Below are 25,837 nucleotides of genomic sequence, written 5' to 3'. Positions count from 1 at the left end.
CACGCTGGCTCATTACCTCCCGTTACGTCGGACGACTGAAAAAGCATCCGTAACCGGTACATGCGACGCGGGGCCGAGCAGGTGCGTCTGACGCGGGGGTGAGCGGGAATGTCCGAGGGGGAAACGAACGACAGCGGCGTCAGCCGGCGCGCGGCGTCCGATACCCGGCTACGACGGATATATCCCGATCGGTCCCCTACCAGGGACGACATTGACTCTCACACGAACGACAGCCGCGCTCGTGGCCCTCCTCGCCGTGGTCGGCGCCGTCGGCGGAGCCGCGGCGGTGCCCGACGCTCGGATCACGATCGACGCGGTCGACGCGAGTTCGAACGAACCCGCGGTCGGCGAGCGGACGACGCTGAACGTGTCGCTTTCGAACTCCGGGGGAAGCCCGGCGGCGGCGGACGTGACGAGCGTTCGGCTCCGCGACGCGGACGGCTCCGCCGGCCTCCGTGACGAAGCGACCGGTGTCGGCGCGCTCTCGGCCGGCGACGCGACGGACGTGGAGCTTCGGACCACGTTCGAGGAGCCCGGCGAACACCGGCTTACGGTCGAGGCCGTCGCCGATCAGGAGGCAGTCGACGGGGCGGAGTCGGCGGGGAGCGTCACCGTCTCCCGCGACGTCGTCGTCGACGTACAGCCGGCCGCGGTCGACCTCGGCGTTCGCGCTCGCGCGCTCGATCCCGACGACCTCCGGTCCGACGAGAGCGATCAGGCCGGGAGCGGCGGCGTGAGCGTCGGCGGCATCGAGGGCGTCTTCGGCGGCGATGGCGGCCTCGACGCGGGCGGAAGCGAGGAGTCGGAGCGGCTCGCGTCGGCCGAGTCGCCGATCGAGGTCACGGTCGTCAACACCGGGACGTCGACCGCCGACCGCGTGAGCCTGACGGCGGTCGGCACGGCGGTGGACGCGTCCGGGGGCGATGAGGACGCGTCGAACGACGCCGCAGACACCACCGTGGAAGCCGGACCGTACGCGGTCGAGGCCGTCGCGCCCGGCGAAGAACGCCGCGTCGTCGTCGATCTCGGGCCGCTCGATCGGCGGTCCGACGTGACGGTCACGGCCGCGTTCCGGTCGGGGACCGACGCGCGCGAGGGCGTCGGCGCGGAGCGGACCGCCGAGTCGACGGTCCGCTATCCGACCCGGGACGGAAGTCCGACGGTGACCGACGCGACCGTCCAGGCGGCCCCAGACGGAACCGTCGCCGTCGACGCCAACCTCGCGAACGCCGGGACAGAAGAGATCGAAGGCGTCGTCGTCTCGATCGCCGGTGCAGACGGCGTTTCGCCGACGCCCGCAGGCGAGTCGTACTTCGTGGGAACGGTCGGTGCGAGCGACTTCGTCGCCTTCGATCTGGAGACGACGGCGAACGCGTCGGTCGCCGACGCGATTCCGATCCGGATCGCGTACACGGAGCGCGGCGTGCGCTACACCAAAACCGCGACCGTGGCGCTTCCGGAATCGGCGGGAAGCGGAACCGACAGCGGCGGTGACGGCGGCGCTGTCGGGACGCTCGGGTCGATCGGCGTCGGCGGGATCGGCCCCGGAGACATCGGAATCGGCGCGATAGGCGTCGCCGGGATCGCCGGGCTGGCCGTCGTCGGGGGCGTGGCACGCCGGCGCGATGTATAGCCTCGAACTCAGCGACGTGCTCAAGCGATATTCGAGCGGCGGCGAGGCGGTCGTCGCGCTCGATCACGTCGACTTCGCGGTCTCGCCCGGCGAGTTCGTCGCGGTCGTCGGCCCGAGTGGCTCCGGGAAGTCGACGCTTCTCAACGTGCTCGGCTTGCTCGACGACCCCACCGACGGGCGGCGACTGTTGAACGGGACCGACGTGACGGCCCTCTCCGTCGCCGAGCGGACTGCGGCCCGAAAGGAGTCGATCGGCTTTGTCTTCCAGGACTTCCACCTCCTGCCGACGCTCTCTGCGGTCGAGAACGTCGCGTTACCGACCGCGTTCGATCCCGGCGACGCGAGCGGTCGCGCGGCGTCGCTTCTCGACCGGTTCGGCCTCGGCGATCGGCTCGACCACGAGCCGTCCGAACTCTCCGGCGGACAGAAACAGCGCGTCGCGATCGCTCGGTCGCTCATCAACGACCCCGCCGTGCTGCTCGCGGACGAGCCGACCGGGAATCTCGACACCGAGACCGGATCCGCGATCCTCGCCGAGTTCGAGCGCGTGAAGTCGGAGGGTGTCGCGGTCGTGGCGGTCACGCACGACCCGCTCGTAGAGGAGTACGCCGACAGGGTCGTCGAACTCACGGACGGAGTCGTGGTCGACGGCGTCCCCGACGGGACGGACGCCGACATCGGGGTGTCCGTTGACGACGGTATCGACGACGAGAGACGGATCCGCCGTTCGACGACCTCGGGTGACCGATGAGCGACACGGATCGGTCGGGATGGATCCGCGGCTGGCGGCCTGCCGTCTCGATGGCCGCGCGGAACCTCCGTCGAAACCGGATGCGGACCGCCCTCGCCGTGCTCGGAGTGTGCATCGGCGTCCTCGCGGTGGCGGCGCTCGGGATATTCGGCAACGTGCTCGCGCTTGGCGCGGACGACGCGATCGGCGACATCGGCACGCAGGTCGTCGTCTCGCCGAACGCCGACGCGGGCGTCGAATCGCTCTCTGAGGCCGACGTGACCGCGATCCGCCGAGCCGTCGACGACCCGTCCGTCGGCGACCCCGCGGTCGTCCCGCTCTACTCCGACAACGCCGTCGTCGCGGGACAGAGCGAACAGACGTTCGCGACGGTCTACGGCGTCTCCGAGCCTGGGCTCGCGTTCGAGGCCGCCGAGGGAGCGCTGCCGGAGCGCCACAGACAGGGCGCGATAGTCGGCGCGGGCGTCGCCGAGGAGGTATCGGTCGAGCCGGGCGACACCGTCGAGATAGCCGGATCGCAGGTCCGGGTCGTCGCAGTGCTCGCGGAGAGTCAGACGTTCAGTCCGGTCGCGCCCGACGACGCCGTCTTCCTCCCGGAGTCGGCGTTCGCCGCGGACGGGTACGCGCAGGCGCTCGTCGTCTCCGAGTCGGGCGCGACGGCGCAGGCCGCCGCCGACGCGATCCGCGAGGATGTCAACGCCCGCGAGGAGCGCGTCGACCTGTTCGAACTCGCCGCCGTCGTCGACGAGATCAACGGCTTCTTCGATCTGTTGAGCACGTTCCTGCTCGGACTGGGCGGCATCTCGCTCGTCGTCGCCGGCGTCTCGATCCTCAACGTCATGCTGATGAGCACCGTCGAGCGCCGTCAGGAGATCGGCGTGATGCGCGCGGTCGGCGTGACGCGGCGGGACGTGTTGCGCGTGCTGCTCGCGGAGGCCGGACTCATCGGCGCGGCGGGCGCGGCCGCCGGAACGCTGCTCACCGTGGTGCTCGTCGCCGCACTCGTCGTATCGACCCCCGCGGTCGACGCGTCGCTCGTGCTCGATCCGACGAACGGGTACTACCTGCTTCTCGCGCTCGGGTTCGGCGTCGGGGTCGGAGTCGTCAGCGGCGCGTACCCCGCGTGGAAGGCCGCGAACGAGCGCCCCGTCGAGGCGCTGCGGAGCTGAGCTGCTCCGACTCGCCGAATGCTCGCCCGCGTCGCGACAGCGCCGCCAACTCGAGTCCCCCGCCCGTCGACCCGATCACCCTGCCCGTCGACCCGATCACCCTGCCCGTCGACCCGATCACCCTGCCCGTCGACCCGATCACCCCGCCCAGCCGCCGCGCATGTCGTCCGTCACGCGGTCGCGCCACGTTTCGAACGCGTCGCGGCAGTCGGGCGCGTCTTCGACGTGACGGACGAACCCCGCGCCGGGAGACGCGAGCTCCGCGCCGCAGAACGGACATCGTCTGGGCTCGATATCGGTCTCTGCCGAAGCCATGATATGTTATATCACACCAAGAAACAAAAGTGTTGTCTCGATCAATATTGATCAGAGATAGCACCGATCTGTTCACCGTCTCGCCGAAAGGACGAGCAAACACGCATCTGTGATCTGAAGACGAGCCGTCTTCAGTCCGCGATCCGCTCGTAGGTGACGAACGCGAGATCGCCGTCGCGATCGGTGTCGTCCGACGGGGCAACCTCTCGCTCGACCGCTACCCACTCGTCCGCGTCCCAGTCCGGGAAGCGCGTGTCGCCCTCTGGGCGCTCCGGGACCTCCGTCAGCACCATCCGATCGGCGCGGTCGAGGAGCTGTTCGTAGACGGTCGCGCCGCCGATCACGTACACCGCGTCGACGCCGCGGTCGGTGGCGTCGGCGGCCGCGCGGGAGACCGCCTCGTCGACGTCGTTCGCGACGACCACGTTTTTCGGGCGGTCGCCGTCGAGGCCGCGTCTCGTCAACACGACGCTGGTGCGGTCGGGGAGCGGCCCGCCGATCCGGTCGACGATGCTCTCGTAGGTCGCGCGGCCGACGATCACGGGGTGGCCCGTCGTCAGTCGCTTGAAGTGGGCGAGGTCTGCGGGGTAGTGCCACGGCATTCCGCCGTCGTCGCCGATGACGCCGTTGTCGGCGACCGCGGCGACGAGGACGATGTCGAGGGCGTCGGCGGCCGCGTCCGCGTCGTCGTCGCCGGTCTCGTCGGTGGCGTCGTCCTCCATCACTCTGCGACCGCGAACGAGATCCCGTCCGCGGAGTCGTAGTCGACGACTCGCACGTCGTCGTGCGTCAGTTCGTCGAGCGGCTTGTCCGCGATCTCGATCCGCGGGCGCGAGCGCGGTTCCCGCGAGAGCTGTTCGAGCAGTCCGGGAACGTGGTCGTACCCCTCCTCGCCGTCGGCCTCGTCGGGAGCCGTCCGCTCGACCCAGCTCTTCACGTCGAGGTAGTCCGCCTTGCTCTCGACGGCCGCGAGGCGGTCTTGAACGTATTTCAGGTTGTTCGCGTACCACGTGCCGCGCTCCCCGCGGCCGCAGTAGACGTGGGCGTCGACAACGGTGTGACCGAACTCGCCGACTTCGAAATCGGTCCGCTGGGCGAGCGCGTTCGCGAGGAGCGCATACGCCGCGATGTTGAACGGCACGCCGAGCGCGATGTCTCCGGAGCGCTGCGTGAGATGGAGGTTGAGCCGGTCGCCTTGGACGTTCACGACGAACGTGTAGTGACACGGCGGCAGCGTCGAGGTCGCGGCGTTGGCCGGGTGCCACGCGTTCACGACCATCCGGCGAGAGCGAGGGTTCTCATCGAGCGTGTCGAGGACGTACTGGATCTGGTCGAACGTCCGGCGCTCGGTCCCGTCCGGAGCCTCCTCGACGGTCACCCACCGATGGGCGTCCTCGGGCCACGTCTCACCGGGTAGTGCCGCGTCGTCGTCCGGAATCGGATACCGACGCCAGAAGCGACCGTACGCGGTATCGAGGCGTCCCTCGTCGTCCGCCCACGCGTTCCATATCTTCGTCTCCTCGCGGAGGTTCCGGACGTGTTCTTCGCCAGAGAGATACCAGAGGACTTCGTGGATGAGCGAGTTCCAGCGATAGCCGTCCATCTTCTTCGTCGTCAAAAGCGGGAAGCCCTCCGCGAGGTCGACGGTGTACTGCCCGCTGAACGAGGCGATGGTGTCGACGCCGGTTCGGTTCGGCTTGTACGTGCCCGTCGAGAGCGTGTCGTCGACGAGGTCGAGATACTGTTGCATGATGTGTCGGGTCGTCTCGATACGGGTACCGCCGCGGTACCCCGAGACGGCTGGCTCTGACGACCGAACGTTCGGTGGTGTACTAATACCTTCGAGACGCCCTCAGTCGTCGTTCGAACCAGCCTCTGAGTCGAGTATTCTGACGCGTCTCTGTCCTCGTTGTATGTCGAATGCGGGAGAAGTGGGCCGGCACGAATATTGAATCACGGTCGCAAATCGAAGATTTGCTCCCTGATTCAAATTCGCGCCTACAGTGTCACGCCCACTACGGACTCCTCGCTAGCGCTCGTCGTTGCGAAGTGGGGTGAAAATGGGCCGGCACGAATTTGAATCGTGGTTACGGCCACCCGAAGGCCGAAGGATACCAAGCTACCCCACCGGCCCGCACTCGTGAGATGGCCGTTGGACGGTTTAATCTTTCCGAAAGTCGGGAACCGCCGGAGGCCGTGCGGGACCGGACCGCTCACGTCTCGTCGCTCAGACCTCGAAGTACCGGTCCACGTGCGCCCGACAGCCGGGGTTGAACGCGACGCCGCAGCACGGGCAGGCGTCGTCCGCGTCGAGGAACACCCGCGCGGGTAGCGTCGCACGACAGCGTCCGCAAAGCGCCGCGGATTCGTCGAACCGGTTGCGCGGCCACGGCTCGGCCTCGTGGTTCGTCACCGCGTCGTGGCAGGCGTCACAGGGGTAGTACGCCTCACAACAGCCGAACCGGAGCGCGACGACGTCGACGGGTGAGTCCCAGTGAGCACACCGCGTCTCGGAGTCGACAGCCACGCCCCGGAGCGGGACGACGAACCGCCCGTCTGTGTCAGGGATACGCGTCGTCCGCCGGTCACGGTCACCGGTGTCGTCCGCGGTGATATCTCGGCCGTCGGTCTCAGTACGATTCGTATCCATCGGTATCGAGCCAGTTGTGCGCGACGGCGACCGTGTCGTCTGCGTGGAGCAGTTCCGGGCCGACGCGGACTCGCCGGTCCGCGACGTCCGCGATCAACGCGGCTTCCCGGTCGGTGAAGTCCCGGTGGTCGGAGAGCACGAACACGGGGTCCGCAGGAGGAGCAGCGTCGACGAGCGGATCGCCGTCCTCGTGAAGTTGCACGACCGTCCCGCCGCCCGCCCCGCCGGAGTTCGTCTCGCGGCCGCTCGCGATCCTGTCGAGGGTCGCGTCGAGTCCCATCCGCCGGAGTTCGACGCCCGGTGAGACGTCGGCGGGCATGTGCCCGATCGCGTCCGGTTTGGCGGCGAGTGCGTCCCGAATCCGGGCGGCGACGTTGCGCTCGTCGGGATGGAGGTGCCGGAGGGTGTCGGCGTCGAAGGTGACGGTCAGCTCGTCGGCGACGACGAGGTGGACTCGAACGCTCTCGCGGATCCCGTGCGAGAGGAAGACGCCCGTCGAGACACACCGGCACAGCAGATCGAGTCGGCCCGCTCCGGGGATGTCAGACAGCGAGATCGCGTCCGGATCAGTCGGGACCTCGTGACCGACGACGACGAACTGGCGCATACGCGGGAGTCGTCACCGATATTCATAAGCGGTGCGACCCGACGGCCGCTATGAGCGTCACCGGAGTGTGTCAGATATGCGAGGCCGCGCCCGCGAGACACGGCTGTCCGCGCTGCGGCCGCGCGGTTTGTGATGACCACTGGGTCTCGGACAGTGGGATCTGCACCGCGTGTGCGGCCGGTCGACACCAGTAGCGATCGTCGCCGCGTGTGCGGCACGCAACCGACTCACAGATACCGGTTCAGCCGCTTTTTGAGCCGCTTCGCCGCGTCGCCGGCGGCCCCGACGTATGTCCCCTCGTCGTCCGGGCGGCTCGACTCCTCGCCGGCAAAGATGATCCCGCGCGAGGAGTTCACCAGCCCGACGTCGACGGACGCGTCCGGGCGGGCGGCGAGCCCGTGGTCGACCGCGGCCTCGGCGTCGCCGCCCTGCGCGCCCACGCCGGGAACGAGAAACGGGATGTCGGGGACGATCTCGCGGACCTCGGCCAGCTCTGCGGGCGCGGTCGCGCCGACCACGAGGCCGACGTTGTCGTTGCCGTTCCACACGTCGGCGAGCGCCGCGACGCGCTCGTAGAGGGGTTCTCCGGAGGCGAGTTCGAGGCCTTGGAGGTCTTCGCCGCCGGGATTCGACGTGCGACAGAGAACGAACACGCCCTTGTCGGCGCGGTCGAGGAACGGCTGGAGCGAGTCGCGGCCGAGATAGGGGTTCACGGTGATCGCGTCCGCGTCGTCGAGCGCCGCCGCGTAGCGGCGCGTCGTGTTTCCGATGTCGGCGCGCTTGGCGTCTAAAAGTACGGGAACGCCTTTTCCGTGGGCGTAAGCGATGGTCTCTTCGAGCGCGCGCCACCCGTCGGGGTCCTCGTAGAAGGCCGCGTTCGGCTTGTAACAGGCGGCGTGCTCGTGGGTCGCGTCGATGATCCGGCGGTTGAACGCCCACCGCGGGAGGTCGGCGTCGGCGACGAACTCGGGGAGCCGGTTTGGGTCGGGGTCTAGCCCGACCGAGACGACGCTGTCGACGGCCACGATCCGGTCCGCGAGCGTCTCGAAGAAGCTCATGTGCGGTGGTGCGGGCGGGGAGGCGCTAAGCGTTGTGTTCCGCTCGTCGACGGTGAGGCCTCCTCGCAGACGGGACCCAGAGCCGCAACGTCGATACCGCTGGCCGACCACGACCCGATATGAGCTTCGCCGACTGTTTCGAGCGAGCCGCCGACTACGACGTGGCGGAGGACGCGATACGCGTGGCGGTCGCCGAGCGCCGCGCGACCGCGGACCCGAAGCGCGACGACACCGACGCAGACGGCGATACCACTGCGGTCGACCACGAGCACGTCGATCGCGAGCCCAGCCCCGCCCGCGTGGTCGCCGACGCCGACGTGTTGGCGGCCGACCTCCTCGCCGGCGGCGACTCGCGGGAGTCACTCGATGGGCTGCGGGCGCACTCGTGGACGACGCTCGTCGCGAGCGACCCGCTTCTCGACGACGCGACGGCGGCGATCGGTGATTGTGCGAACGCGGATCTCGCGAGCGACTGGCGGAACGCGATCGAGTCGTGGCGCGAGCCGGTCGCACATCCCGCCGGCGACCACCCGGCGCTGGCGTCGGCCTACCGCGGCGGTGCGATGCACGTCGTGAGCCTCGATCCGTCGCTCACGGGGCCGCGGGCCGCCGCGAGCCTGCGCGACCGGATACCGGTGAGCGTCAGGGAGCCGCGGGCGTTCGCGACCGTCTTCTCGCCCGGTCGGCTCTATCCCGAGGTCGTCGGCGGGGAGTATCCCGGCCCCGACCGCGACCCGCGATCGCTCGAACCGGTAGGGTGAAACGACTCCCCGCCCGAGCGTGGCCATGAGCGATACGGACGCCCCCTCGTCGGCGACGGACGGGTCCTCGTCGCCGCTCCGCGAGGGCGACGCTCCCCGCCTGCCCGCAGACCTCGACGCGGTCCGCGAGACCCTCGTGGAGTGGTACCGGACGGACCACCGCGCCTTTCCGTGGCGGCGCACCGAGGACCCGTACGCGATCCTCGTCAGCGAGGTGATGAGCCAGCAGACGCAACTCGATCGCGTCGTCCCGGCGTGGGAGGACTTTCTCGACCGGTGGCCGACCACGGCCGCCCTCGCCGACGCCGACCGCGCCGACGTGGTCGCATTCTGGTCGTCTCACTCGCTCGGCTACAACAACCGCGCGACGTACCTCCACGAGGCTGCCGGACAGATCGAAGCCGAGTACGACGGCTCGTTCCCCGAGACACCGGGTGAGCTACAGGAGCTGATGGGGGTCGGCCCGTACACCGCCAACGCGGTCGCCTCGTTCGCGTTCAACAACGGCGACGCGGTCGTCGACACCAACGTGAAGCGGGTGCTTCACCGCGCCTTCGACGTTCCGGACGACGATTCGGCGTTCGAACGGGTCGCCTCGCACGCGATGCCGACAGACGAGTCCCGCGTGTGGAACAACGCGATCATGGAACTCGGCGGCGTCGCCTGCGGGAAGCGTCCACGATGTGACGAGGCTGGCTGCCCATGGCGCGAGTGGTGTCACGCCTACCAGACGGGCGATTTCACCGCGCCGGACGTTCCCACCCAACCGAGCTTCGACGGGAGCCGTCGGCAGTTCCGCGGGCGGATCGTCAGGCTGCTCGGCGAGCACGACGAGATGAAACTGGACGCGCTCGGCCACCGCATCCGCGTGGACTACGCACCGAACGGCGAACACGGGCGAGAGTGGCTTCGAGGGGTGCTCTCTGATCTGGCCGAAGACGGGCTGCTCGACGTCGAAGAAGCGGGCGAGGAGACGCTTGTCCGCCTTCGCCGGTAGCCGCGAGCCGCTCGGAGGCCGCCGGAGTCGACGGCCCCTGTCCGTGTGCGTGTCCGCTCGACGTGTTTCGGCCGTCCCGACCGTTACAGTGAGATACGATCTCATGCCCGCGTCTCCCGATTTCTCGGTGCTGAGTGGTCCGATCAGCGGCGACGTGTTTTTGTACGTCGGGCGTGCGAACTACGCTAACACGATGCCACGCGAACAGTACCAGACGAAGTTGGAGGAACTCCGCGACGACGTGCTCTACATGAGCGAGGTCGTCGCCGAGCGGCTCCGGATGGGCCTCGACGCGCTCGAACAGCAGGACGCCGAGCTTGGCGAGACGGTCATCACCGGCGACGCCGAGATCAACGACCTCTATCTCGAATTAGAGGGGCAGTGTACGGACCTGATCGCGCTCCAACAGCCGGTGGCGGGCGATCTGCGATTCATCGCGGCCTCGTTCAAGATCATCACCGACCTCGAACGCATCGCCGATCTGGCGACGAACCTCGGTGAGTACGCGAAAGCCGCCGACCGCGAGGTGTTCCCCGACGTCGACGTTCAGCGGATCGGCGACGAGACGCTCGACATGCTCCAGGAGGCGATGGCCGCGTACGCGGAGTCCGACCCCGATCGCTGTTACGCGGTCGCCGAGGCGGACGACGAACTCGACGCCGCCTGCGAAGCCGCGAGCGACTTGGTCGTTCGCGACCTGATCGAGCGCGACGACCTCCGAGCGGCCGGCGAGGGGGACGGTGAGGACGACACCGAAGCCACGATGCAGAACGTCTCTCGGCTCCTGTTGACGATCCGCGACCTCGAACGCGTCGGCGACCACGCGGTCAACATCGCCGCGCGATCGCTGTACATGATCGAGAACGACGACGAACTGCTGTACTGACGATACAGTCGAGCGTCCCGCTCTCCCATCGGCTCGCTTCCCCCGCTACCGCGGCCTCCCAATCTCGACGGCTACATATTCCGCCCCGCGTAGGATCGGGTATGCCCGTTCACTCCACGGAGATCGAGGTTCGGTTCCGCGATATCGACGCGCTCGGCCACGTCAACAACGCCGTGTACGCGACGTACACCGAGCAGGCCCGAACGGCATACTTCCGGGACGTGCTCGACGCAGACCTCTCGCAGGCGTCGACCGTGCTCGCGTCGACGTCGTTCGACTTCCGACGGTCGGTCGAACTCACCGACGAGACGGTGACCGTGCTGACCGATGTCGACGATATCGGGCGATCCAGCGTCTCGATGCGCTACGAGATCCGCGTCGGGGGCGACGACGGCGACCTCGCCGCCGAAGCGGAGGCGACGATCGTCAGCCTCGATCCGGAGACCGGGGAGCCGACGCCAGTTCCCGAGCCGATGCGCTCGAAGCTGCGGTCGTATCACGGGCTCTAACTCGCACACAGCGTGAGCGCGTTTCCGTCGCCAGGTGCCGAACACGTCGAACAGACGGGCGTTCCGCCCGACCCGCGTGTCACCCACCTTCTTGACTCCCGACACCGATCTACTCGTATGTCCATCCGACTGTACGCACTCGACGGGTGTCCGTGGTGTGAGAAGGCGACCGACGCGCTCGACGACGCGGGCGTCGAGTACGAAACTGAGTGGGTCGACGCGCTTCACTCCGACCGGAACGAAGTCAAGCGAGTCAGCGGTCAGCGCGGTGTTCCTGTCCTCGTCGACGAGGAGCGCGGCGTGACCATGTCAGAGAGCGCGAACATCGTCGAGTACGTCGAAACGAGCCTCGCATGACGATCTACACCGGCCGCGGCGACGAGGGCGAAACCGACCTCAGAGACCTGAGCCGCGTCTCGAAGGCGAGCCCACGAATCGAGGCGTACGGGACCGTCGACGAGGCGAACGCGCTGATCGGCACGGTGCGTCCGACCGGCCACGACGACCTCGACGAGCTGTTAGAGACGGTCCAGAACCACCTCCACGTAGTGCAAGCCGACCTCGCGAATCCCGACCCGGACCCCGACGACCCGGAAGTGACGAGTGACATCGTCGAGATACTCGAAGACCGGATCGACGCGCTCGACGAGGAACTGGAGCCGCTGCGGTCGTTCATCCTCCCCGGCGGAGGTGAGGTCGGAGCGCGGCTCCACCACGCGCGAACCGTGACCCGCCGCGCCGAGCGCCGGACGGTCGAACTCGCTCGCTCGGAGCCGATAAACGAGACGGTCGTCACCTACCTCAACCGACTCTCCGACCTCTTGTTCACGCTCGGACGGGTCGCCAACGCGCGCGACGGGGAACCCGAGGAGTCACCTTCGTACTGAGCGACCGCGCCGTCCCCGCCGTCGCCGCAATCGTGATCGCCGTGAGCCGCGGTGCGATCTCCGGAGCCACGCGCCACAAGGGCTTTATTTGTCCTTCGCTAAAGGGCAGATATGAGCAAGCACTTCGAAGACGCGCGATACTACCTCGGCCGCGCTGCCGAGCACGCGAAAGAGGGGGTCAAAGAGGAACTGGAGCCGGTCGAAGCGCGAGTGAAAGAGCTGGTGGGTCGAGAGGAAGACGAGCCGGAGCCCGAGCCGTCGCGACTCGATCGGATACAGGCAGATCTCAAGGAGTTAGAGGAGCGTGCGGAGGGCGAAGCCCGCGACGCGGTCGCGTCGGCGCGCACCCGCGTGAAAGAGTACCGTGGCCACGACGCGGCGACGGACGAGTAAGGCGGCTTTCTGTTTCCCGTCCGCGCGGGCCGCTGGCGGGCCACGTTGTCGGTGTAAAGTAACCCTTAAGTCGCGAGGTCGGATACCTCGACACGAGCGGGTTGGTGGTCTAGCCAGGTTATGACGGCTCCTTCACACGGAGCAGGTCGGCGGTTCGAATCCGCCCCAACCCACTTCTGATTCCTCGCAACCGCGAGCGACAGCGAGCGGTCCGCGTGGACGAACTGGTGTTGCGGGTTCGAAGCAGGGAGCGACGTGAGCGACAGCGAGCGGAGCGACCGAGGTTCGAATCCGCCCCACCCATACGCTCACCGACATCTTCTGAAGCGGACAATCTCTAGGCAGTCATGCGATTTGCGGGGTGAATCTACGTTCACTGACATTCGGTCGGCGCGTTCGGATCCGTCACGTACAGCGATTACGATGCGGTAGACTCGCGGATCGGTGAGTCTGGTGGCGGGATAGTCGGCGCTACCGCAGAACATATCACACTTCCCCCGGACGAAAGTAGTATGCCACTCTCCTTGGACGACCTCGAATCCCATCTCTTCAAATGTGCCGACATTATTCGAGACGCCGTCGACCCCACCGACTACAAGGAGTTCATCCTCCCGCTCGTCTACTACAAGTCGATCTCCGACGAGTTCGAGAAGCAGTACGCCGAGAACCTCGATGAGTACGGCGAGGATTTCGCACGCCGAGAGAAACTGTACAACATTCCTGTCGTCCCTGAAGGCTACCTGTGGGAGGACATTCGCGCAGTCAACGACAACATCGACCAAGCGCTGAACGAGGCATTCGACGCGCTCACCGAAGCGAACCCGGAGCTGACCGGCGTGTTTCGCGCCGACTACATCGACGCCGACGCCTTGGACGACGACCGGCTCGGTCGGCTGGTCGAACACCTCTCGAAGTACGACCTTGACCGGGACAGTATCCCACCGGATATGCTCGGCGAGGCGTACATGGACTTAGTGCGTCACTTCGCGGAGGAGGAGGGCAAGTCCGGTGGACAGTTCTTCACGCCCCCGCACATCGTCAACCTCTGCGTCCGGCTCGTGGACGCGTTCGAGGACGGAATGACGTTCCACGACCCGACGGTCGGATCGGGGGGGATGCTCATCGAGGCGGCTCGGTACTATCGCGAGGAGCAGGGCGGTGACCCGACGAAGCTGACCTTCACCGGACAGGAGGTGAATCCCGATATTGCCGCGATTGCGAAGATGAACCTCTCTATCCACGGCCTCGATGGAGAGATTCAGCGTGAGGACTCGCTCTCAAATCCCGCCTTCATGAACGACGAGGAGAACGAACTCACGCGTTTCGACCGCGTCCTCGCGAACTTCCCGTTCTCGGCAGATTGGGCGAAAGACGACCTCCAAGACGACCCGTATGGGCGCTTCGACTGGCACGAGAAACTCCCGCGTGCCGATCGGGGCGATTACGCGTTCATCATGCACATGGCGAACCAACTCAAGCGTCCCGAGCGCGACGAGGCCGGGGGGAAGGCCGCCATCGTTATTCCGCACGGTGTGCTGTTCCGCAAGCACGAGTCGCGGTATCGGAAGCCGATGCTGGAGAACGATATGGTGGAGGCCATCGTCGGGCTTCCCGGGAATCTGTTCCAGAACAACTCGATTCCCTCCGCGGTTCTGGTGTTGAACACGGACAAGCCCGCCGAGCGCGAGGACGCTGTGCAGTTCATTCACGCCGCAGACGAGGACTTCTACGAGGAGCTATCGAACCAGAACGAACTCACGGAGGACGGCCTCGACCACATCGTTGGGAACTTCCGCGAGTGGACGACCGAGGAGCGCGTGAGCCGCACGGTGTCGCTCGATGAGATTCGAGAGAACGACTACAACCTCAACATCGCGCTGTACGTGGATACGACTGAGCCGGAGGAGGATATTGACGTCGGGGAGGAACTGGCGAAACTGCGCGAATTGCAGGCCGAGCGTGATGAGATCGAGGCGACGATGAGCGATCATATGGAGGCGTTAAACTATGAGTGAGGAGTTGACGCTGGATGAGTTCGCTCAACAAGAGAAGGGTGGTGAACAGGGACAGGATTGGGAGAAAATCCAACTCCACGATGTAGCGTACAAACGGTCAGACAACGTTGACCCACAGAAGATAGCGTTAGAGAAACACGTTGGATTGGAGCATATTGACCCTAACAATCCGGTTCCTGATTGGGAGCCTCTTGACGACCTCTCAAGTACAAAGCGGCGATTTGAGGCAGGGGATATTCTCTTTGCGAAACTTCGTCCAAATCTGGAAAAGTCGGCACAACCCGAGTTTGAGGGAGTAGCCTCAACAGACATTTTTCCGATAGTCGCGGAGTCCGGTGTGAACTCCAAGTGGCTATTGTACCGCCTGAGTTCTAAGCCCGCATACGACTACGCTCGACGTACCTCAGCAGGTACGCGGATGCCACGAACCTCGTGGAACCTGTTCAGTAAGTTCAGTTTTGACCTTCCCCCACTCCCCGAACAGCGCAAAATTGCCACCGTACTCTATACGGTTGACCGGGCGATTGAGAAGACGGAGGAGATAATATTCCAATTGAATCGACTGAAACAGGGACTATATCAAACCCTGTTCTTCGAAGGATACAATCAACACGACCAATTTAAATCGAGTAAATATGGTGAAATACCGGAGAGTTGGGAGGTTTCAAAACTCTCTGAAGTTACATCCCAAATTCAAGCGGGTGGAACCCCAGATACAGATGTTCCGGAGTACTATGGCGGTGATATTCCTTGGGTGAAGACAGGAGAACTGTCTCAGTATCGGGTGACAGAAACAGAACAAACAATCACTGAGAAGGGATTCGAAGAATCGACAGCACGGCTGTTCTCTCCCGGAACTATTCTAATCGCTATGTATGGAGCGACGACGGGAGAAGTGTCCTTGCTCGATATTGAGGCTACCACGAATCAGGCCTGCTGTGGTGTTGTTACCACAGACGAGATTAGGGGTGAGTTCCTTTTCCACCAACTAAACTTCCTCTCAACTCGTCTCGAATCACTAAGTGCCGGTTCGGGTCAGCAGAACATCAGTAAAGGGATAATCGAGAAATTTGATGTGCTCGTTCCGCCAATTGAGGAACAGGTCTCGATCGTTCGTATAATGAATACTGTAGACGAGTCTATTGATGAAAACAAAACTACGAAGAAACAATACCAATCCCTCAAACGCGGTCTAATGCAAGACCTCCTTTCGGGAACAGTCCGCACGACCGACACTACCATAGAGGTGCCAGACGAAATCGCACAACATGGGTAGAATCCCGTCCGAGGGCGGCGTCGAACGCTCGCTCCTCTCGTGGCTCGACGGCGTCGGATGGGAGACGCACGGACAGGACGGCGGGCGAGGTGCGAACGTTCTCGATCAGGCCTACGAGCGAGACAGCCACGAAGTAATCTACTGGAACCTCCTTGCCGAGCAGATCGTCGCGTTGAACGAGAACGTGACCGAGGACAACGTGGATAAGTTCGTTTCCTCGCTTCGTCGCGACCTCGATTCGGAGAACCTCATGGACGGCAATCGCGGGTTCTACCGCCTCCTCGATAAGGGCAAGAGCTTCTCCGTCCAGCGCGACGACGGGACGAGCGAGACGGTCTACGTCGACCTCATCGACCACGAGAATCCCGAGAACAATCGCTTCCACGCGGTGAACCAGTTCTCCGTCTCCCGCGAGACGACCATCCGACCGGACGTGAATCTGTTCGTCAACGGGATTCCGCTCGTGACGATGGAACTCAAGAGCCGCGCACAGGACAACGACTGGCACGACGCCGTCCGCGACCTCAAGAACTACGAGGAGGACGTCCCCCGGCTGTTCGTTCCCGGTCTGTTCAACGTCGCCGCCGACACGATGGAACTGCGCTACGGTTCAGTCGGCGCTCCAAGGGAGTTCTACGAGCCGTGGAACGACGCCCCGGAGGTGTTCGCGGACGACAACGAGATGCGGCAGGCGGTGCGGGCGCTGTGCAACCCGCAGACGATTCTCGACTTGCTGAAACACTTCGTCTTCTACGAGAAGCGAGCCGGCGGCGACGCGAAAATCGTCCCGCGATACATGCAGTACTACGCGGTGAACCGCATCCTCGACCGCGTTCGGGAGGGTGAACACGACCGCGGCCTCATCTGGCACACCCAAGGGTCGGGCAAGTCGTTCACGATGCTGTACGCCGCCGAGAACCTCCTCTCACGGAGCGACGTCGTCCGGAACCCGCAGGTCTTCATCATCGTCGATACGGACAAGCTCAACAGCCAGATGCGCGACCAGCTGGCGAACCTCTCGCTCGAACAGTGGGAAGAAGCCGAGAGCATCGACCACCTGCAACAACTCATCGAGGAGGGGCAGAGCCAGCTGGTTCTCACGACCATCCAGAAGTTCGAGGACGTTGACCCCGACGTACAGGGCAACGACGAAGTCGTGGTCATGTCCGACGAAGCCCACCGCTTCATGGAAGCCGACTTAGGAAGCCGACTCGATGCGGCGGTACCCGACAGTACCCACTTCGGGTTTACCGGCACACCCGTCCGCGAGGGGGAACGCGAGACGGACAAGAACACCTTCCGCGAGTTCTCTCCCGAAGGCGAGGACTACCTCCACCGCTACTCGGTCAAGCAGGGCATCGACGACGGCCTGATTCTCCCCGTCTACTTCACGCTCCGACACGAGATGGAGTGGGATATTGACGAAGCCGGACTCGACGAGGAGTTCGAACACGAGTTCCGCGGGATGACGACCGACGAGAAGCGAGAGTTCATACAGGAAACCGTGACCAGTCGGACTATGGCCGAACTGGAACCGCGGGTAGACCGCGCAGTCGCCGAAATCGACGCCCACTACGACGAACACGTTGCCCCGAACGGCTGGAAGGGGATGGTCGTCACTCCGAGTCGCCGGTCAGCCGCGATGTACGGCGAGCGTCTCGTCGAGCGCCGGAGCGAGGACGAAATCGAGGTTCTCTACACGTCGAACAAGGACGACCCCGACCTCATCAAGCAGTTCCACACGGACTCAGAGGAGCGCGACAGCATCATCTCGGAGTTCAAAGACGAGGAGAACCCGAAACTGCTGGTCGTTCACAATATGCTGTTGACGGGCTTCGACGCTCCGGTTCTGAAGACGATGTACCTCGACCGGAACCTGAAGAACCACAACCTCATGCAGGCAATCGCCCGGACGAACCGTCCCGCGGAGGGGAAAGAAAACGGTGAGATTGTGGACTTCCAGGGCGTGTTCGAGAACATCGACGAGGCGCTCGACTACGACGCCGAGACGAAGGCGTACGCCGCCCGCGACAAAGACGAGCTGTTCGACGACCTCACCGACCAGCTGGAGACCGTCCTGAGTATCTTCGACGGCATCCCGCAGACTGACTCCCAAGAGGCCACCTACGAGGCGGTCGAGCGCGTCTCCACGCATCCCGAACGTCGGCAGTTCAAACAGGGCTTTCGTCGCCTTCAGAACCTCTACGAGGCCGTCGCGCCCGATGGACGGATCGTGAGTGAGGGTATCGAGGACGACTACAAGTGGCTGAGCCGTATCCACGTCGCGTTCAAGCGCACGACGGCGGGTGAGGACGACCCCGAGGAGGATATGCGCGAGAAGACGCGCGACATCATCGGAGACAACGTGGAAATCACGGAGATTAAGCGCGACTTCCCCACGTACACGCTTGGTGAAGAGTACCTCGAAGAAGTGGAGGGACTCGACAACCCCGGCGTGAAAGCGTCACAGATTGCCCACGCGACACGGGAACACCTTCACCCGCGGGAGAACCGGAACCCCCGATACAAACGACTGAGCGAGCGCGTCACGGACATCGTGGAACGCTGGCAGGGAGACAACATCAGCGACCCCGAGGCGGTCGAGGCGCTGAAATCGGTCGAAACGGAGGTGCTTGCGGTCGAGAAAGAGGCCGAAGACGAGGGGATGGACGCCGCCGAGTTCGCGATCTACACCCATCTGACCGAGGAGACGCCAGACGCGATAGCATCCGATGAACAGGCGGAGGAGGTCGCAGCGGAGATAGTCTCACAGTTCCAAGAGCGGGTTGACCGAGGGTACGCGGGCTGGAAAACGAACCAGCAGACTATCTCGGAGATTGAACGAATCCTGCTCGACGTTCTCGTCGTCGAGTACGACCTCGGCCACCTGATTCAGGATGACGACGACTTCGTGGACGCCGTCAGGAACTACCTCATTCAGAACGATGGCTAAGTCCCAATCGTCAGACCGTCGGACAATCGACCTGTTGGGGAACCGCATCGAGTTTGGGGTACGCCAGAGTTCGGACGCGACGAAACCACGCATCGATGTGGATATTCACGGTGTGACTGTCACCGTGCCGGCCTCCGCCGATGTTCGACCGACGGAGGTTCTCCGAGAGAACGCCGCGTGGGTCATCGAGAAACAGCGCGGCTTCGAGAAGTACCGGAAAGAGATTCCCGACCGGACGTTCGAGGCGGGCGAAACCTTCCCACTTCTCGGAACCGACCGGGAGCTGGTCATCGAACCGGCGCGAAGCCACACGATTACCGACGCATCGATTCGTCTCAGAAAGAGTACGGTCGAACAGTCCACGGTCAAGCGGGTACTGGAAAACGTCTACCGACGAGAGGCTCGCGACCACTTCGCTGAACGAGCTGACCACTACGCCGAGCAGATGGGCGTTGCGTACGAGAAGATAGAGATTCGGAACCAACGGACGAAGTGGGGGAGCTGTTCAACGACCGGAACGATTAGTCTCAACTGGCGGTTGATGATGGCTCCACCAGAGGTAGTGGACTACGTCGTCGTTCACGAACTCGCCCACCTCCGAGAAAAGAACCACGACGATGAGTTTTGGTCGCTCGTCGCGGAGTACGACCCTGAGTATGACGCACACGCCGAGTGGCTGAACGAGAACAGCGTGCGGCTGATTTTCACCGAGGACGACCTCTGACTGGAGTCCATCGTACCACTACTTCTTGCTGAGCCGTGAGGAAATTCGATACGAGTTGATCCATCCCGCTCACTGTTGGCAGTAGTACACTGAGCAACCTATTCGAGACGTGAAACGAACTGCTCTCTTTATGTGAAGTTCGGAACTGCCTCGATGAAACGATTCATCGGGCGTTTACGCAGAGCGGTACATCGCTCGGTGACCCACGCCCTGCGATGGAAAGAGCTACCGCGCCGTCGAGTGGACAGCGGAGACAGAGAATCAACCGATTGACATCCCCACAAACCTGTTCGGCCGCGTTGCATAGCTGTGGGAACCTGCGAAACGCGTTCGGGTAGTCGATTATAGGTAGGTGTATGGGAACGCAGACGGACCGGACGCTTGAGGAGGGATCGCGTTCGACGGACGGCCGGCGGTTCGAGGTCTTCGTTCGCGAAGCGGAGGCCGACCCGCTTCGGCACGTCGGCACCGTCGAGGCACCGACGCCGGACGCCGCCCACGAGGAGGCGAGCGCGCTGTTCGCGCGGTCCGCCCGCGACATCTGGGTGTGTCCCGCAGACGAGACGCATCGGTACGTCGCAGAGCCACTCGCCGACGGTCGCGGAGACACCGGCGACGCCACGGCGGCCGCCGGCGCGGAGGGACTGCGATGATCTCCGTCAGTAAACTGCTCTGCGGGCTCGACGCCGAGAGCGACGGGCTACGGTACGACGCCGCCGAAGATTCCTCGAAGCCGCAGATCACGGCGGACAAACAGCGCCGGCCGGTTGTTGTGTGGAACACGACGAAGCGGTGTAACCTCTACTGTGAACACTGTTACGCCGCGGCCGACTGCGAAGGCGCGTCGAACGAACTGTCGACCGCCGAGGGGAAGGCGCTCATCGACGACCTCGCCGAGTTCGGCGCTCCCGTCCTCCTGTTTTCGGGCGGCGAGCCGCTCGTCCGCGAGGACCTCCCGGAACTCGTTGCGTACGCGGCCGACCGCGGCATTCGCCCGGTGCTCTCGACGAACGGGACGCTTCTCACCCGCGAGCGCGCCCGAGAACTCAAGCGGGCGGGACTGCAGTACGCCGGCGTCTCCGTCGACGGACTCCCCGATCGCAACGACCGTATCCGCGGCGAGGACGGCGCGTTCGACGCCGCGGTCCGCGGGATCGAGGCGTGTCTCGACGTGGGTCTGAAGACGGGGCTCCGGTACACGATCACCGAACACAATGTCGCGGATCTGGCCGGCGTGGTCGACCTCCTCGTCGACGTGGGCGTCGACCGGTTCTGTTTCTACCACCTCGATTACGGCGGGCGGGGCGCGGACATCTCCGACGTCGACCTCTCCCCGGAGGCGACCCGCCGGGCGGTCTCCGACCTGTGTGACCTCACGCGCGAGTACCACGACGCGGGCGAGGAGATCGAGACGCTCCTCGTCGGAAACTACGCCGACGCGGGGTATCTCGTCGAGTACGCCGACCGCGAGCTGGGGGCCGACCGCGCTCGCCTGATCTACCGCTACCTCCAACGCAACGGCGGGGACCCGACCGGCGAGCGCGTCGCCGACGTCGACCCCGTCGGCAACGTCCACCTCACGCAGTTCTGGCAGGGCTACTCGCTCGGGAACGTCAGGGACCGCTCGTTCGGCGCGATCTGGTCCGACGAGTCGAACCCGCTTCTCGCGGCGCTCCGCGAGCGCGAGGAACACCTCTCCGGGCGCTGTGCCGACTGCGCGTACCAGTCCATCTGTCGCGGCGGGTCGCGCCTGCGAGCGCTCGCCGCACACGACGACCCGTTCGCGCCGGACCCGAAGTGCTACCTGACGGAACGCGAGCGCGAGGGCGCGGCGGCCGCGAGCAGACTCGGCGGAGGGTCGGCGGCGGACTGAGACACGCGGGCCACGCGGTTTCGAGACGGCCGGATCCCGCGTCGTTTATGTGCCGGCCGGCGGTGGTCGGAGACGACGTGCACGACACAGCGCGCGGGATCGTCGAGCTTGCACGCCCGGGCAACTGCGTCGCGGCCGCGGTTCTCACGGGGACCGGCGCATTCGTCGCCGGGATCGACGCGGCGGCGGGTCTGGCCGCGGTCGCGATGGTCGTCACCGCGGTCGCCGTCGCCGCGGGCAACGCGATAAACGACTACTTCGACCGCGAGATCGACGCGATCAACCGACCCGACCGTCCGATTCCGCGCGGTGCGGTGTCTCCGCGGGGCGCGCTCGGCGTCGCGACGGGGTGGTTCGCGCTCGCCGTCGCGCTCGCGACACTTCTCCCGCCGCTGTCCGTCGCGATCGCCGCCGTCAACCTCGTCGCTCTCGTCACGTACACGACCGTGTTCAAGGGAACGCCGGGGCTCGGAAACGTCTTGGTCTCGTACCTCGTCGGCTCGACGTTCCTGTTCGGCGGCGCGGCGGTCGGCAGGCCGACGTCGGTCGTCGTGCTCGCGCTCTTGGCCGGCCTCTCGACGTTCGCCCGCGAAGTGATAAAAGACGTCGAGGACGTGGCGGGCGACCGCGAAGAGGGGCTCTCGACGCTCCCGATAGCGGTCGGCGAGCGACGAGCCCTGTGGATCGCGACGGGCGCGCTCGTCGTCGCGGTCGCCGTCAGCCCTGTTCCGTACCTCACGGGTACGTTCGGCGGCGTCTACCTCGTCGGCGTCGCCGTCGCGGACGCGGTCATGCTGTTCGCCTGTTACGAGAGCTTCGCCGACCCCGCGGCGGCACAGCGGCGATTCAAGTACGGAACCCTCCTCGCGACCGTCGCGTTCATCGCCGGCCGCGGCGTCGTTCTCGTCTGATCGGGCCGTCGGTCTGCGTTGAGGCGGCTGGCAGCGCCGACGCTGGTAGCGCAGCCGCTCTGTGAAGAGTACGAGAAAACGCTCGACGGCGGACGGTTAGGTGACGGTCACGCGACGTTGAAGCCCTTATCGCGGAGGAAGTCCTCCACGCGACCCGAGTGGTTCCCCTGCAGCTCGATGGCACCGTCCTCGACGGTACCGCCGCAAGCGAACTTCGACTTGAGGTCCGACGAGAGCGAACTCAGGTCGACGTCTTTCGGGTCGAATCCTTCGATGACCGTTACCTCCTTACCGTACCTGCGCTCGTCGATGCGGATGCTGATCTGCTGGGACTCTTTCGCGACGTCCTCGCAGACGCAGAGTTCCTGGGGCAGTCCGCACGTCGAGCAGACTTCCGACATTACGGCCGAAGGTACATGGTGCCCGTATTAAATAGTGTCGGGAGTGCCGGGGGCGGACGGCCCATCGCTGCGAGTCGGAGGCGAGCGCGCCCCCGGCTCGCAGTTCATCTGCCGGACACGTTTCGGACGTTGCGACCGACCGAGTCGCCGAACGACTCCGCGCCGGTGACGGGATCGCGCTCGTAGACGACCGATCCCCGGACGACGGTGAGTTCCGGGAACACGCCACGAAGCCCCTCGAACGGCGTCCAACCGCAGGCGCTGTGGAGCGCGCCGGCCTCGATATCCCGCGGGTCGGTCATGTCGACCAGCACGAGGTCGGCATCGGCCCCCTCGGCGACCCGCCCCTTCGAGGGCAGACCGAATATCGACGCGGGGTTGGCGGCGACGACGTCGCGGACCCGCTCCATCGACAGCTCGCCGTTGCGGACCGATTCGAGGAGCAGCGGGTACAGCGTCTCGACGCCGGGAACGCCGCTCGGCGCGTCCGCGAGCCCCTGCCGTTTCTCCGCGACGGTGTGGGGCGCGTGGTCGGTCGCGACCACGTCCACGTCGCCGTCGCGGAGCCGCTCGAAGGCCGCTGTGCGCCGCCGCTCGGAGCGGAGCGGGGGATTCATCCGCCCGAATGTGCCGAGGCGGCCGGCGTTCTCTCGGGACAAAAAGAGGTGGTGCGGGGTGACCTCACAGGTCGCCGACGCGCCGGACTCGCGGGCGTCTGCGACCGCGTCGATCGCCTCCGGAGTCGACGTGTGCGCGACGTGAATCTGCGAGCCCGTTCCGGCCGCCGCATCGAGCGCGCGCTCGACGGCCGCGACCTCCGCGTCGGCGGTCCGGTAGGCCGACCACGCGTCGACGGTCGCGGCGGTCCCCGCGCCGCCGAGGTCGCCGTCGAGAGCCGCCGCGTCGAACAGCGTCTCGTCTTCGGCGTGGACCGTAACGGGAACGTCGCGGTCGGCGGCCTCCGCGAGCGCGTCCTCGAACAGGTCCGGCGCGATACCCATGTCGCCGGTCGAGTCCGCGAGGAACACCTCGCCGAGTGCGAACAGCGGGCACTGAAAGAGGCTCTCGGGGTCCCAGTCGCCGGTGACGCCGCCGTTGATACCGTAGTCGACGAGCGACGCCGCGGCGAGGTCGGCCTTCTCGTCGAAGGCGTCGCCGTCGACGGTCGGGGGCGAGGTGTTCGGCTGGTCGACGACGCAGGTGACCCCGCCCGCGGCCGCACTCTCCGAGCCCGACCGCCAGGTCTCCTTGTGGCTTCCGCCCGGTTCGCGGAAGTGGACGTGGACGTCGATCGCGCCGGGGAGGAGGTGGCGACCGCGGGCCTCGACGATCCGCTCGCCGGCCGCGGCGTCGAGCCCGGTCGCGACCGACTCGATCGTTCCGTCTCGTATCCGGACGTCTCGCACCCGCCCGTCCGCCAGCTCCGCGCCCGTGATGAGCATGCGTACGCGGTCGCGTCGGGGTACATAAACCGTGGCGGTTCGAAACCGGCCGGGACCGTCGTCGCCGCGAAAGCGCTCAGCACGGTGTTCGTCACCGTCTCGATCATCTCTTGACCCGGTGGGGAAGCGAATCCCGATCTATCCGTTCGCCTTCGCACGACCGCCGGGGTGACCGGTCGACGTGTCACGGCGACTGCTGCCGGCGCTCCGATACGGTTTTGGGGCGGCCGACGGAACTCACGGTAAATGCTGTCTCGACAGTTCGTCCGGGAGAACCCCGAGGTCGTCCGCGAGGCGCTCGACAACAAGGGCGTCGACGTGGAGTTGGACCGAATACTCGACGTCGACGAGGAGTGGCGAGAGCTGAAAGGGCGCGGCGACGACCTGCGCCACGAGCGCAACGAGGTCTCTTCGACGATCGGCGAACTGAAACAGGCCGGCGACGAGGAGGCGGCCCAAGAGGCGATCGAGCGCTCACAGGACCTCAAAGCGGAGCTACAGGCGATAGAAGAGCGCGCCGACGAACTGGAGGACGAACTGGAAGAGGCCCTGCTCGAACTCCCACAGGTTCCACAAGAGGACGTGCCGGTCGGTGCCGACGAGTCCGAGAACGTCGAGGTGCGTCGCGAGGGGTTCGACGATCTGCGGCGCCTCCCGGACGCGGTCGAACCGCACTACGACCTCGGCGAGGAGTTGGAGATCCTCGACTTCGAGCGGGGCGCGAAGGTCGCCGGCGGCGGCTTCTACGTCGCGAAGGGCGACGGTGCGCGCCTCGAACACGCGCTTATCCAGTTCATGCTCGACGTACACCGCGAGCAGGGGTACGAGGACGTGTTCCCCCCGATTCCGGTTAACTCCGCGTCGATGCGGGGCACCGGACAGCTCCCGAAGTTCACCGAGGACGCCTACCGCGTCGAGGGGACGAACGAGGAGGCGTACGACGACGACGACCTCTGGCTGCTCCCGACTGCGGAGGTCCCCGTCACGAACCTCCACCGCGACGAGATCCTGCTCGGCGAGGATCTCCCGCTCAAGTATCAGGCGTACACGCCGAACTTCAGACAGGAGGCCGGCGAACACGGCACGGAGACCCGCGGGATCGTCCGCGTCCACCAGTTCAACAAGGTGGAGATGGTGAACTTCGTCCGCCCCGAGGAGAGCGACGAGCGCTTCCACGGACTCGTCGACGAGGCCGAGGAGGTGCTCCGCCGCTTAGAGCTTCCGTATCGCATCCTGGAGATGTGCACCGGCGATCTGGGGTTCACGCAGGCGAAAAAATACGACATCGAGGTGTGGGCTCCGGCCGACGACATGGACGAGGGACCGGAGGCTGGCGGCCGCTGGCTCGAAGTCTCGTCCGTCTCGAACTTCGAAGACTTCCAGGCGCGCCGCGCGCAGATTCGGTACCGCGAGGAGCACCACGAGTCCGCGGAGTTCCTCCACACGCTCAACGGCTCGGGGCTCGCGGTCCCGCGGATCGTCGTCGCGATCATGGAGTACTATCAGAACGACGACGGGACCGTCACGGTACCCGAAGCGCTGCGGCCGTACATGGGTGGGACAGAACGCATCGAGGGACACGACTCCGTCGGCGAAACGAAACTGGGCGACAGCGCGTAATTCGAA

25 protein-coding genes, 2 tRNA genes and 1 pseudogene are annotated in these 25,837 nt (G+C 65.6%); 19 read left to right on the top strand and 9 right to left on the bottom strand.

The genetic code is table 11. The annotated features are described in order from the left end of the window. The first annotated feature begins 211 nt into the window (after positions 1-211). From EP28_RS05485 to EP28_RS05475, 3 genes are read left to right on the top strand one after another with little or no spacing between them, the layout of a single operon-like run. A complete protein-coding gene (locus EP28_RS05485; RefSeq protein WP_080506070.1) occupies positions 212-1,633 on the top strand; it encodes a CARDB domain-containing protein in 1,422 nt (473 codons plus the stop codon). After that, entirely contained in the window at positions 1,626-2,384 is a 759-nt protein-coding gene (locus EP28_RS05480) for an ABC transporter ATP-binding protein (RefSeq protein ID WP_049983005.1), read from the top strand. The genes EP28_RS05485 and EP28_RS05480 overlap by 8 nt, the downstream gene beginning before the upstream one ends. Then, on the top strand, positions 2,381-3,553 hold the full coding sequence (locus tag EP28_RS05475) for an ABC transporter permease (protein ID WP_049983004.1): 1,173 nt from the start codon (positions 2,381-2,383) through the stop codon (positions 3,551-3,553). Before EP28_RS05480 ends, EP28_RS05475 begins: the two co-directional genes overlap by 4 nt. Positions 3,554-3,691: 138 nt before the next feature. Here EP28_RS05475 and EP28_RS14375 read toward each other — a convergent pair whose 3' ends face one another. From EP28_RS14375 to pyrF, 7 genes are all read right to left on the bottom strand, one after another. Next, positions 3,692-3,868 carry a DUF7501 family protein gene (locus EP28_RS14375; RefSeq protein ID WP_196219613.1) on the bottom strand — a complete coding sequence of 59 codons (177 nt, stop codon included), beginning with the start codon at positions 3,866-3,868 and terminating at the stop codon, positions 3,692-3,694. 131 nt (positions 3,869-3,999) lie between these two features. Then, positions 4,000-4,590, bottom strand: a complete 591-nt coding sequence (locus tag EP28_RS05470) for a dihydrofolate reductase (protein ID WP_049983003.1) — start codon at positions 4,588-4,590, stop codon at positions 4,000-4,002. After that, positions 4,590-5,618 (bottom strand): thymidylate synthase, encoded by a 1,029-nt coding sequence (gene thyA, locus EP28_RS05465; RefSeq protein WP_049983002.1) that lies wholly within the window; start codon positions 5,616-5,618, stop codon positions 4,590-4,592. The genes EP28_RS05470 and thyA overlap by 1 nt, the downstream gene beginning before the upstream one ends. A gap of 311 nt (positions 5,619-5,929) precedes the next feature. Next, positions 5,930-6,002 (bottom strand) — tRNA-Pro (locus EP28_RS05460). A gap of 93 nt (positions 6,003-6,095) precedes the next feature. Beyond that, positions 6,096-6,518 carry a CHY zinc finger protein gene (locus EP28_RS05455; RefSeq protein ID WP_080506069.1) on the bottom strand — a complete coding sequence of 141 codons (423 nt, stop codon included), beginning with the start codon at positions 6,516-6,518 and terminating at the stop codon, positions 6,096-6,098. Beyond that, complete coding sequence (gene trmY / locus EP28_RS05450; RefSeq protein ID WP_049983001.1) at positions 6,499-7,125, bottom strand: tRNA (pseudouridine(54)-N(1))-methyltransferase TrmY; 627 nt, start codon at positions 7,123-7,125, stop codon at positions 6,499-6,501. Before trmY ends, EP28_RS05455 begins: the two co-directional genes overlap by 20 nt. A 227-nt stretch (positions 7,126-7,352) precedes the next feature. Continuing rightward, on the bottom strand, positions 7,353-8,183 hold the full coding sequence (gene pyrF, locus EP28_RS05445) for an orotidine-5'-phosphate decarboxylase (RefSeq protein ID WP_049983000.1): 831 nt from the start codon (positions 8,181-8,183) through the stop codon (positions 7,353-7,355). Positions 8,184-8,302: 119 nt separating this feature from the next. Between pyrF and EP28_RS05440 the strand changes: the two genes are divergently transcribed. The 15 genes and pseudogenes from EP28_RS05440 (at position 8,303) to EP28_RS05370 (ending at position 22,368) form a co-directional block, all read left to right on the top strand. Further along, positions 8,303-8,944 carry a DUF7384 family protein gene (locus EP28_RS05440; RefSeq protein ID WP_049982999.1) on the top strand — a complete coding sequence of 214 codons (642 nt, stop codon included), beginning with the start codon at positions 8,303-8,305 and terminating at the stop codon, positions 8,942-8,944. Positions 8,945-8,969: 25 nt separating this feature from the next. Continuing rightward, complete coding sequence (locus EP28_RS05435) at positions 8,970-9,941, top strand: HhH-GPD family protein (protein ID WP_049982998.1); 972 nt, start codon at positions 8,970-8,972, stop codon at positions 9,939-9,941. Between the two features lie 193 nt (positions 9,942-10,134). Then, a complete protein-coding gene (gene phoU / locus EP28_RS05430; RefSeq protein WP_049983603.1) occupies positions 10,135-10,827 on the top strand; it encodes a phosphate signaling complex protein PhoU in 693 nt (230 codons plus the stop codon). Between the two features lie 101 nt (positions 10,828-10,928). After that, positions 10,929-11,336 carry an acyl-CoA thioesterase gene (locus EP28_RS05425; RefSeq protein ID WP_049982997.1) on the top strand — a complete coding sequence of 136 codons (408 nt, stop codon included), beginning with the start codon at positions 10,929-10,931 and terminating at the stop codon, positions 11,334-11,336. Between the two features lie 117 nt (positions 11,337-11,453). Beyond that, entirely contained in the window at positions 11,454-11,693 is a 240-nt protein-coding gene (locus tag EP28_RS05420) for a glutaredoxin family protein (protein WP_049982996.1), read from the top strand. After that, entirely contained in the window at positions 11,690-12,223 is a 534-nt protein-coding gene (locus EP28_RS05415) for a cob(I)yrinic acid a,c-diamide adenosyltransferase (protein ID WP_049982995.1), read from the top strand. The genes EP28_RS05420 and EP28_RS05415 overlap by 4 nt, the downstream gene beginning before the upstream one ends. A gap of 111 nt (positions 12,224-12,334) precedes the next feature. Beyond that, positions 12,335-12,616 (top strand): DUF7553 family protein, encoded by a 282-nt coding sequence (locus tag EP28_RS05410; protein ID WP_049982994.1) that lies wholly within the window; start codon positions 12,335-12,337, stop codon positions 12,614-12,616. A gap of 98 nt (positions 12,617-12,714) precedes the next feature. Further along, positions 12,715-12,789: transfer RNA gene (locus EP28_RS05405), tRNA-Val, on the top strand. Between the two features lie 339 nt (positions 12,790-13,128). Further along, positions 13,129-14,631, top strand: a complete 1,503-nt coding sequence (locus EP28_RS05400; protein ID WP_049982993.1) for a type I restriction-modification system subunit M — start codon at positions 13,129-13,131, stop codon at positions 14,629-14,631. Further along, positions 14,624-15,907 carry a restriction endonuclease subunit S gene (locus tag EP28_RS13685; protein WP_080506068.1) on the top strand — a complete coding sequence of 428 codons (1,284 nt, stop codon included), beginning with the start codon at positions 14,624-14,626 and terminating at the stop codon, positions 15,905-15,907. Before EP28_RS05400 ends, EP28_RS13685 begins: the two co-directional genes overlap by 8 nt. Next, positions 15,900-18,860: a type I restriction endonuclease subunit R gene (locus EP28_RS05390; RefSeq protein WP_049982991.1), complete on the top strand. Its 2,961-nt coding sequence runs from the start codon at positions 15,900-15,902 to the stop codon at positions 18,858-18,860. Before EP28_RS13685 ends, EP28_RS05390 begins: the two co-directional genes overlap by 8 nt. Next, positions 18,853-19,584, top strand: a complete 732-nt coding sequence (locus EP28_RS05385) for a M48 family metallopeptidase (RefSeq protein ID WP_049982990.1) — start codon at positions 18,853-18,855, stop codon at positions 19,582-19,584. The genes EP28_RS05390 and EP28_RS05385 overlap by 8 nt, the downstream gene beginning before the upstream one ends. 356 nt (positions 19,585-19,940) lie before the next feature. Continuing rightward, positions 19,941-20,207, top strand: a pseudogene (locus EP28_RS05380) (Htur_1727 family rSAM-partnered candidate RiPP); the annotation flags it as partial. A 26-nt stretch (positions 20,208-20,233) separates the two neighbouring features. Continuing rightward, positions 20,234-21,457 carry a TIGR04347 family pseudo-SAM/SPASM protein gene (locus EP28_RS05375; protein WP_049982989.1) on the top strand — a complete coding sequence of 408 codons (1,224 nt, stop codon included), beginning with the start codon at positions 20,234-20,236 and terminating at the stop codon, positions 21,455-21,457. A 77-nt stretch (positions 21,458-21,534) separates the two neighbouring features. Continuing rightward, positions 21,535-22,368 carry a geranylgeranylglycerol-phosphate geranylgeranyltransferase gene (locus EP28_RS05370; protein WP_049983602.1) on the top strand — a complete coding sequence of 278 codons (834 nt, stop codon included), beginning with the start codon at positions 21,535-21,537 and terminating at the stop codon, positions 22,366-22,368. A 107-nt stretch (positions 22,369-22,475) separates the two neighbouring features. Here the strand turns inward: EP28_RS05370 and yciH are convergent, their stop codons facing one another. Together yciH and EP28_RS05360 are read right to left on the bottom strand one after the other, a co-directional pair. After that, on the bottom strand, positions 22,476-22,769 hold the full coding sequence (gene yciH / locus EP28_RS05365) for a stress response translation initiation inhibitor YciH (RefSeq protein ID WP_004596695.1): 294 nt from the start codon (positions 22,767-22,769) through the stop codon (positions 22,476-22,478). A gap of 104 nt (positions 22,770-22,873) precedes the next feature. Next, the gene (locus EP28_RS05360; RefSeq protein WP_049982988.1) at positions 22,874-24,211 is read right to left on the bottom strand and encodes a dihydroorotase; all 1,338 of its coding nucleotides are present in this window, start codon (positions 24,209-24,211) and stop codon (positions 22,874-22,876) included. Between the two features lie 246 nt (positions 24,212-24,457). Here EP28_RS05360 and serS point away from each other — a divergent pair, with 246 nt between their 5' ends. Further along, positions 24,458-25,831 carry a serine--tRNA ligase gene (serS, locus tag EP28_RS05355; protein WP_049982987.1) on the top strand — a complete coding sequence of 458 codons (1,374 nt, stop codon included), beginning with the start codon at positions 24,458-24,460 and terminating at the stop codon, positions 25,829-25,831. The last annotated feature ends 6 nt before the right edge of the window (positions 25,832-25,837 follow it).

The organism is Halorubrum sp. BV1 (assembly GCF_000746205.1).
Classification (GTDB): Archaea; Halobacteriota; Halobacteria; order Halobacteriales; family Haloferacaceae; genus Halorubrum.
This window is presented reverse-complemented; position numbering and strand designations above follow the sequence as displayed.

What these genes read in the sequence shown, in the direction of transcription:
- EP28_RS05455 (WP_080506069.1), bottom strand. Translation starts at nt 6,518, where the DNA reads ATGGATACGAATCGTACTGAGACCGACGGCCGAGATATCACCGCGGAC.
- EP28_RS05390 (WP_049982991.1), top strand. Translation starts at nt 15,900, where the DNA reads ATGGGTAGAATCCCGTCCGAGGGCGGCGTCGAACGCTCGCTCCTCTCG.
- EP28_RS05385 (WP_049982990.1), top strand. Translation starts at nt 18,853, where the DNA reads ATGGCTAAGTCCCAATCGTCAGACCGTCGGACAATCGACCTGTTGGGG.
- EP28_RS05440 (WP_049982999.1), top strand. Translation starts at nt 8,303, where the DNA reads ATGAGCTTCGCCGACTGTTTCGAGCGAGCCGCCGACTACGACGTGGCG.
- EP28_RS05475 (WP_049983004.1), top strand. Translation starts at nt 2,381, where the DNA reads ATGAGCGACACGGATCGGTCGGGATGGATCCGCGGCTGGCGGCCTGCC.
- serS (WP_049982987.1), top strand. Translation starts at nt 24,458, where the DNA reads ATGCTGTCTCGACAGTTCGTCCGGGAGAACCCCGAGGTCGTCCGCGAG.
- EP28_RS14375 (WP_196219613.1), bottom strand. Translation starts at nt 3,868, where the DNA reads ATGGCTTCGGCAGAGACCGATATCGAGCCCAGACGATGTCCGTTCTGC.
- phoU (WP_049983603.1), top strand. Translation starts at nt 10,135, where the DNA reads ATGCCACGCGAACAGTACCAGACGAAGTTGGAGGAACTCCGCGACGAC.
- trmY (WP_049983001.1), bottom strand. Translation starts at nt 7,125, where the DNA reads ATGCGCCAGTTCGTCGTCGTCGGTCACGAGGTCCCGACTGATCCGGAC.
- EP28_RS05420 (WP_049982996.1), top strand. Translation starts at nt 11,454, where the DNA reads ATGTCCATCCGACTGTACGCACTCGACGGGTGTCCGTGGTGTGAGAAG.
- EP28_RS05435 (WP_049982998.1), top strand. Translation starts at nt 8,970, where the DNA reads ATGAGCGATACGGACGCCCCCTCGTCGGCGACGGACGGGTCCTCGTCG.
- EP28_RS05470 (WP_049983003.1), bottom strand. Translation starts at nt 4,590, where the DNA reads ATGGAGGACGACGCCACCGACGAGACCGGCGACGACGACGCGGACGCG.
- pyrF (WP_049983000.1), bottom strand. Translation starts at nt 8,183, where the DNA reads ATGAGCTTCTTCGAGACGCTCGCGGACCGGATCGTGGCCGTCGACAGC.
- EP28_RS05400 (WP_049982993.1), top strand. Translation starts at nt 13,129, where the DNA reads ATGCCACTCTCCTTGGACGACCTCGAATCCCATCTCTTCAAATGTGCC.
- thyA (WP_049983002.1), bottom strand. Translation starts at nt 5,618, where the DNA reads ATGCAACAGTATCTCGACCTCGTCGACGACACGCTCTCGACGGGCACG.
- EP28_RS05480 (WP_049983005.1), top strand. Translation starts at nt 1,626, where the DNA reads ATGTATAGCCTCGAACTCAGCGACGTGCTCAAGCGATATTCGAGCGGC.
- EP28_RS05360 (WP_049982988.1), bottom strand. Translation starts at nt 24,211, where the DNA reads ATGCTCATCACGGGCGCGGAGCTGGCGGACGGGCGGGTGCGAGACGTC.
- EP28_RS05375 (WP_049982989.1), top strand. Translation starts at nt 20,234, where the DNA reads ATGATCTCCGTCAGTAAACTGCTCTGCGGGCTCGACGCCGAGAGCGAC.
- EP28_RS13685 (WP_080506068.1), top strand. Translation starts at nt 14,624, where the DNA reads ATGAGTGAGGAGTTGACGCTGGATGAGTTCGCTCAACAAGAGAAGGGT.
- yciH (WP_004596695.1), bottom strand. Translation starts at nt 22,769, where the DNA reads ATGTCGGAAGTCTGCTCGACGTGCGGACTGCCCCAGGAACTCTGCGTC.
- EP28_RS05410 (WP_049982994.1), top strand. Translation starts at nt 12,335, where the DNA reads ATGAGCAAGCACTTCGAAGACGCGCGATACTACCTCGGCCGCGCTGCC.
- EP28_RS05415 (WP_049982995.1), top strand. Translation starts at nt 11,690, where the DNA reads ATGACGATCTACACCGGCCGCGGCGACGAGGGCGAAACCGACCTCAGA.
- EP28_RS05425 (WP_049982997.1), top strand. Translation starts at nt 10,929, where the DNA reads ATGCCCGTTCACTCCACGGAGATCGAGGTTCGGTTCCGCGATATCGAC.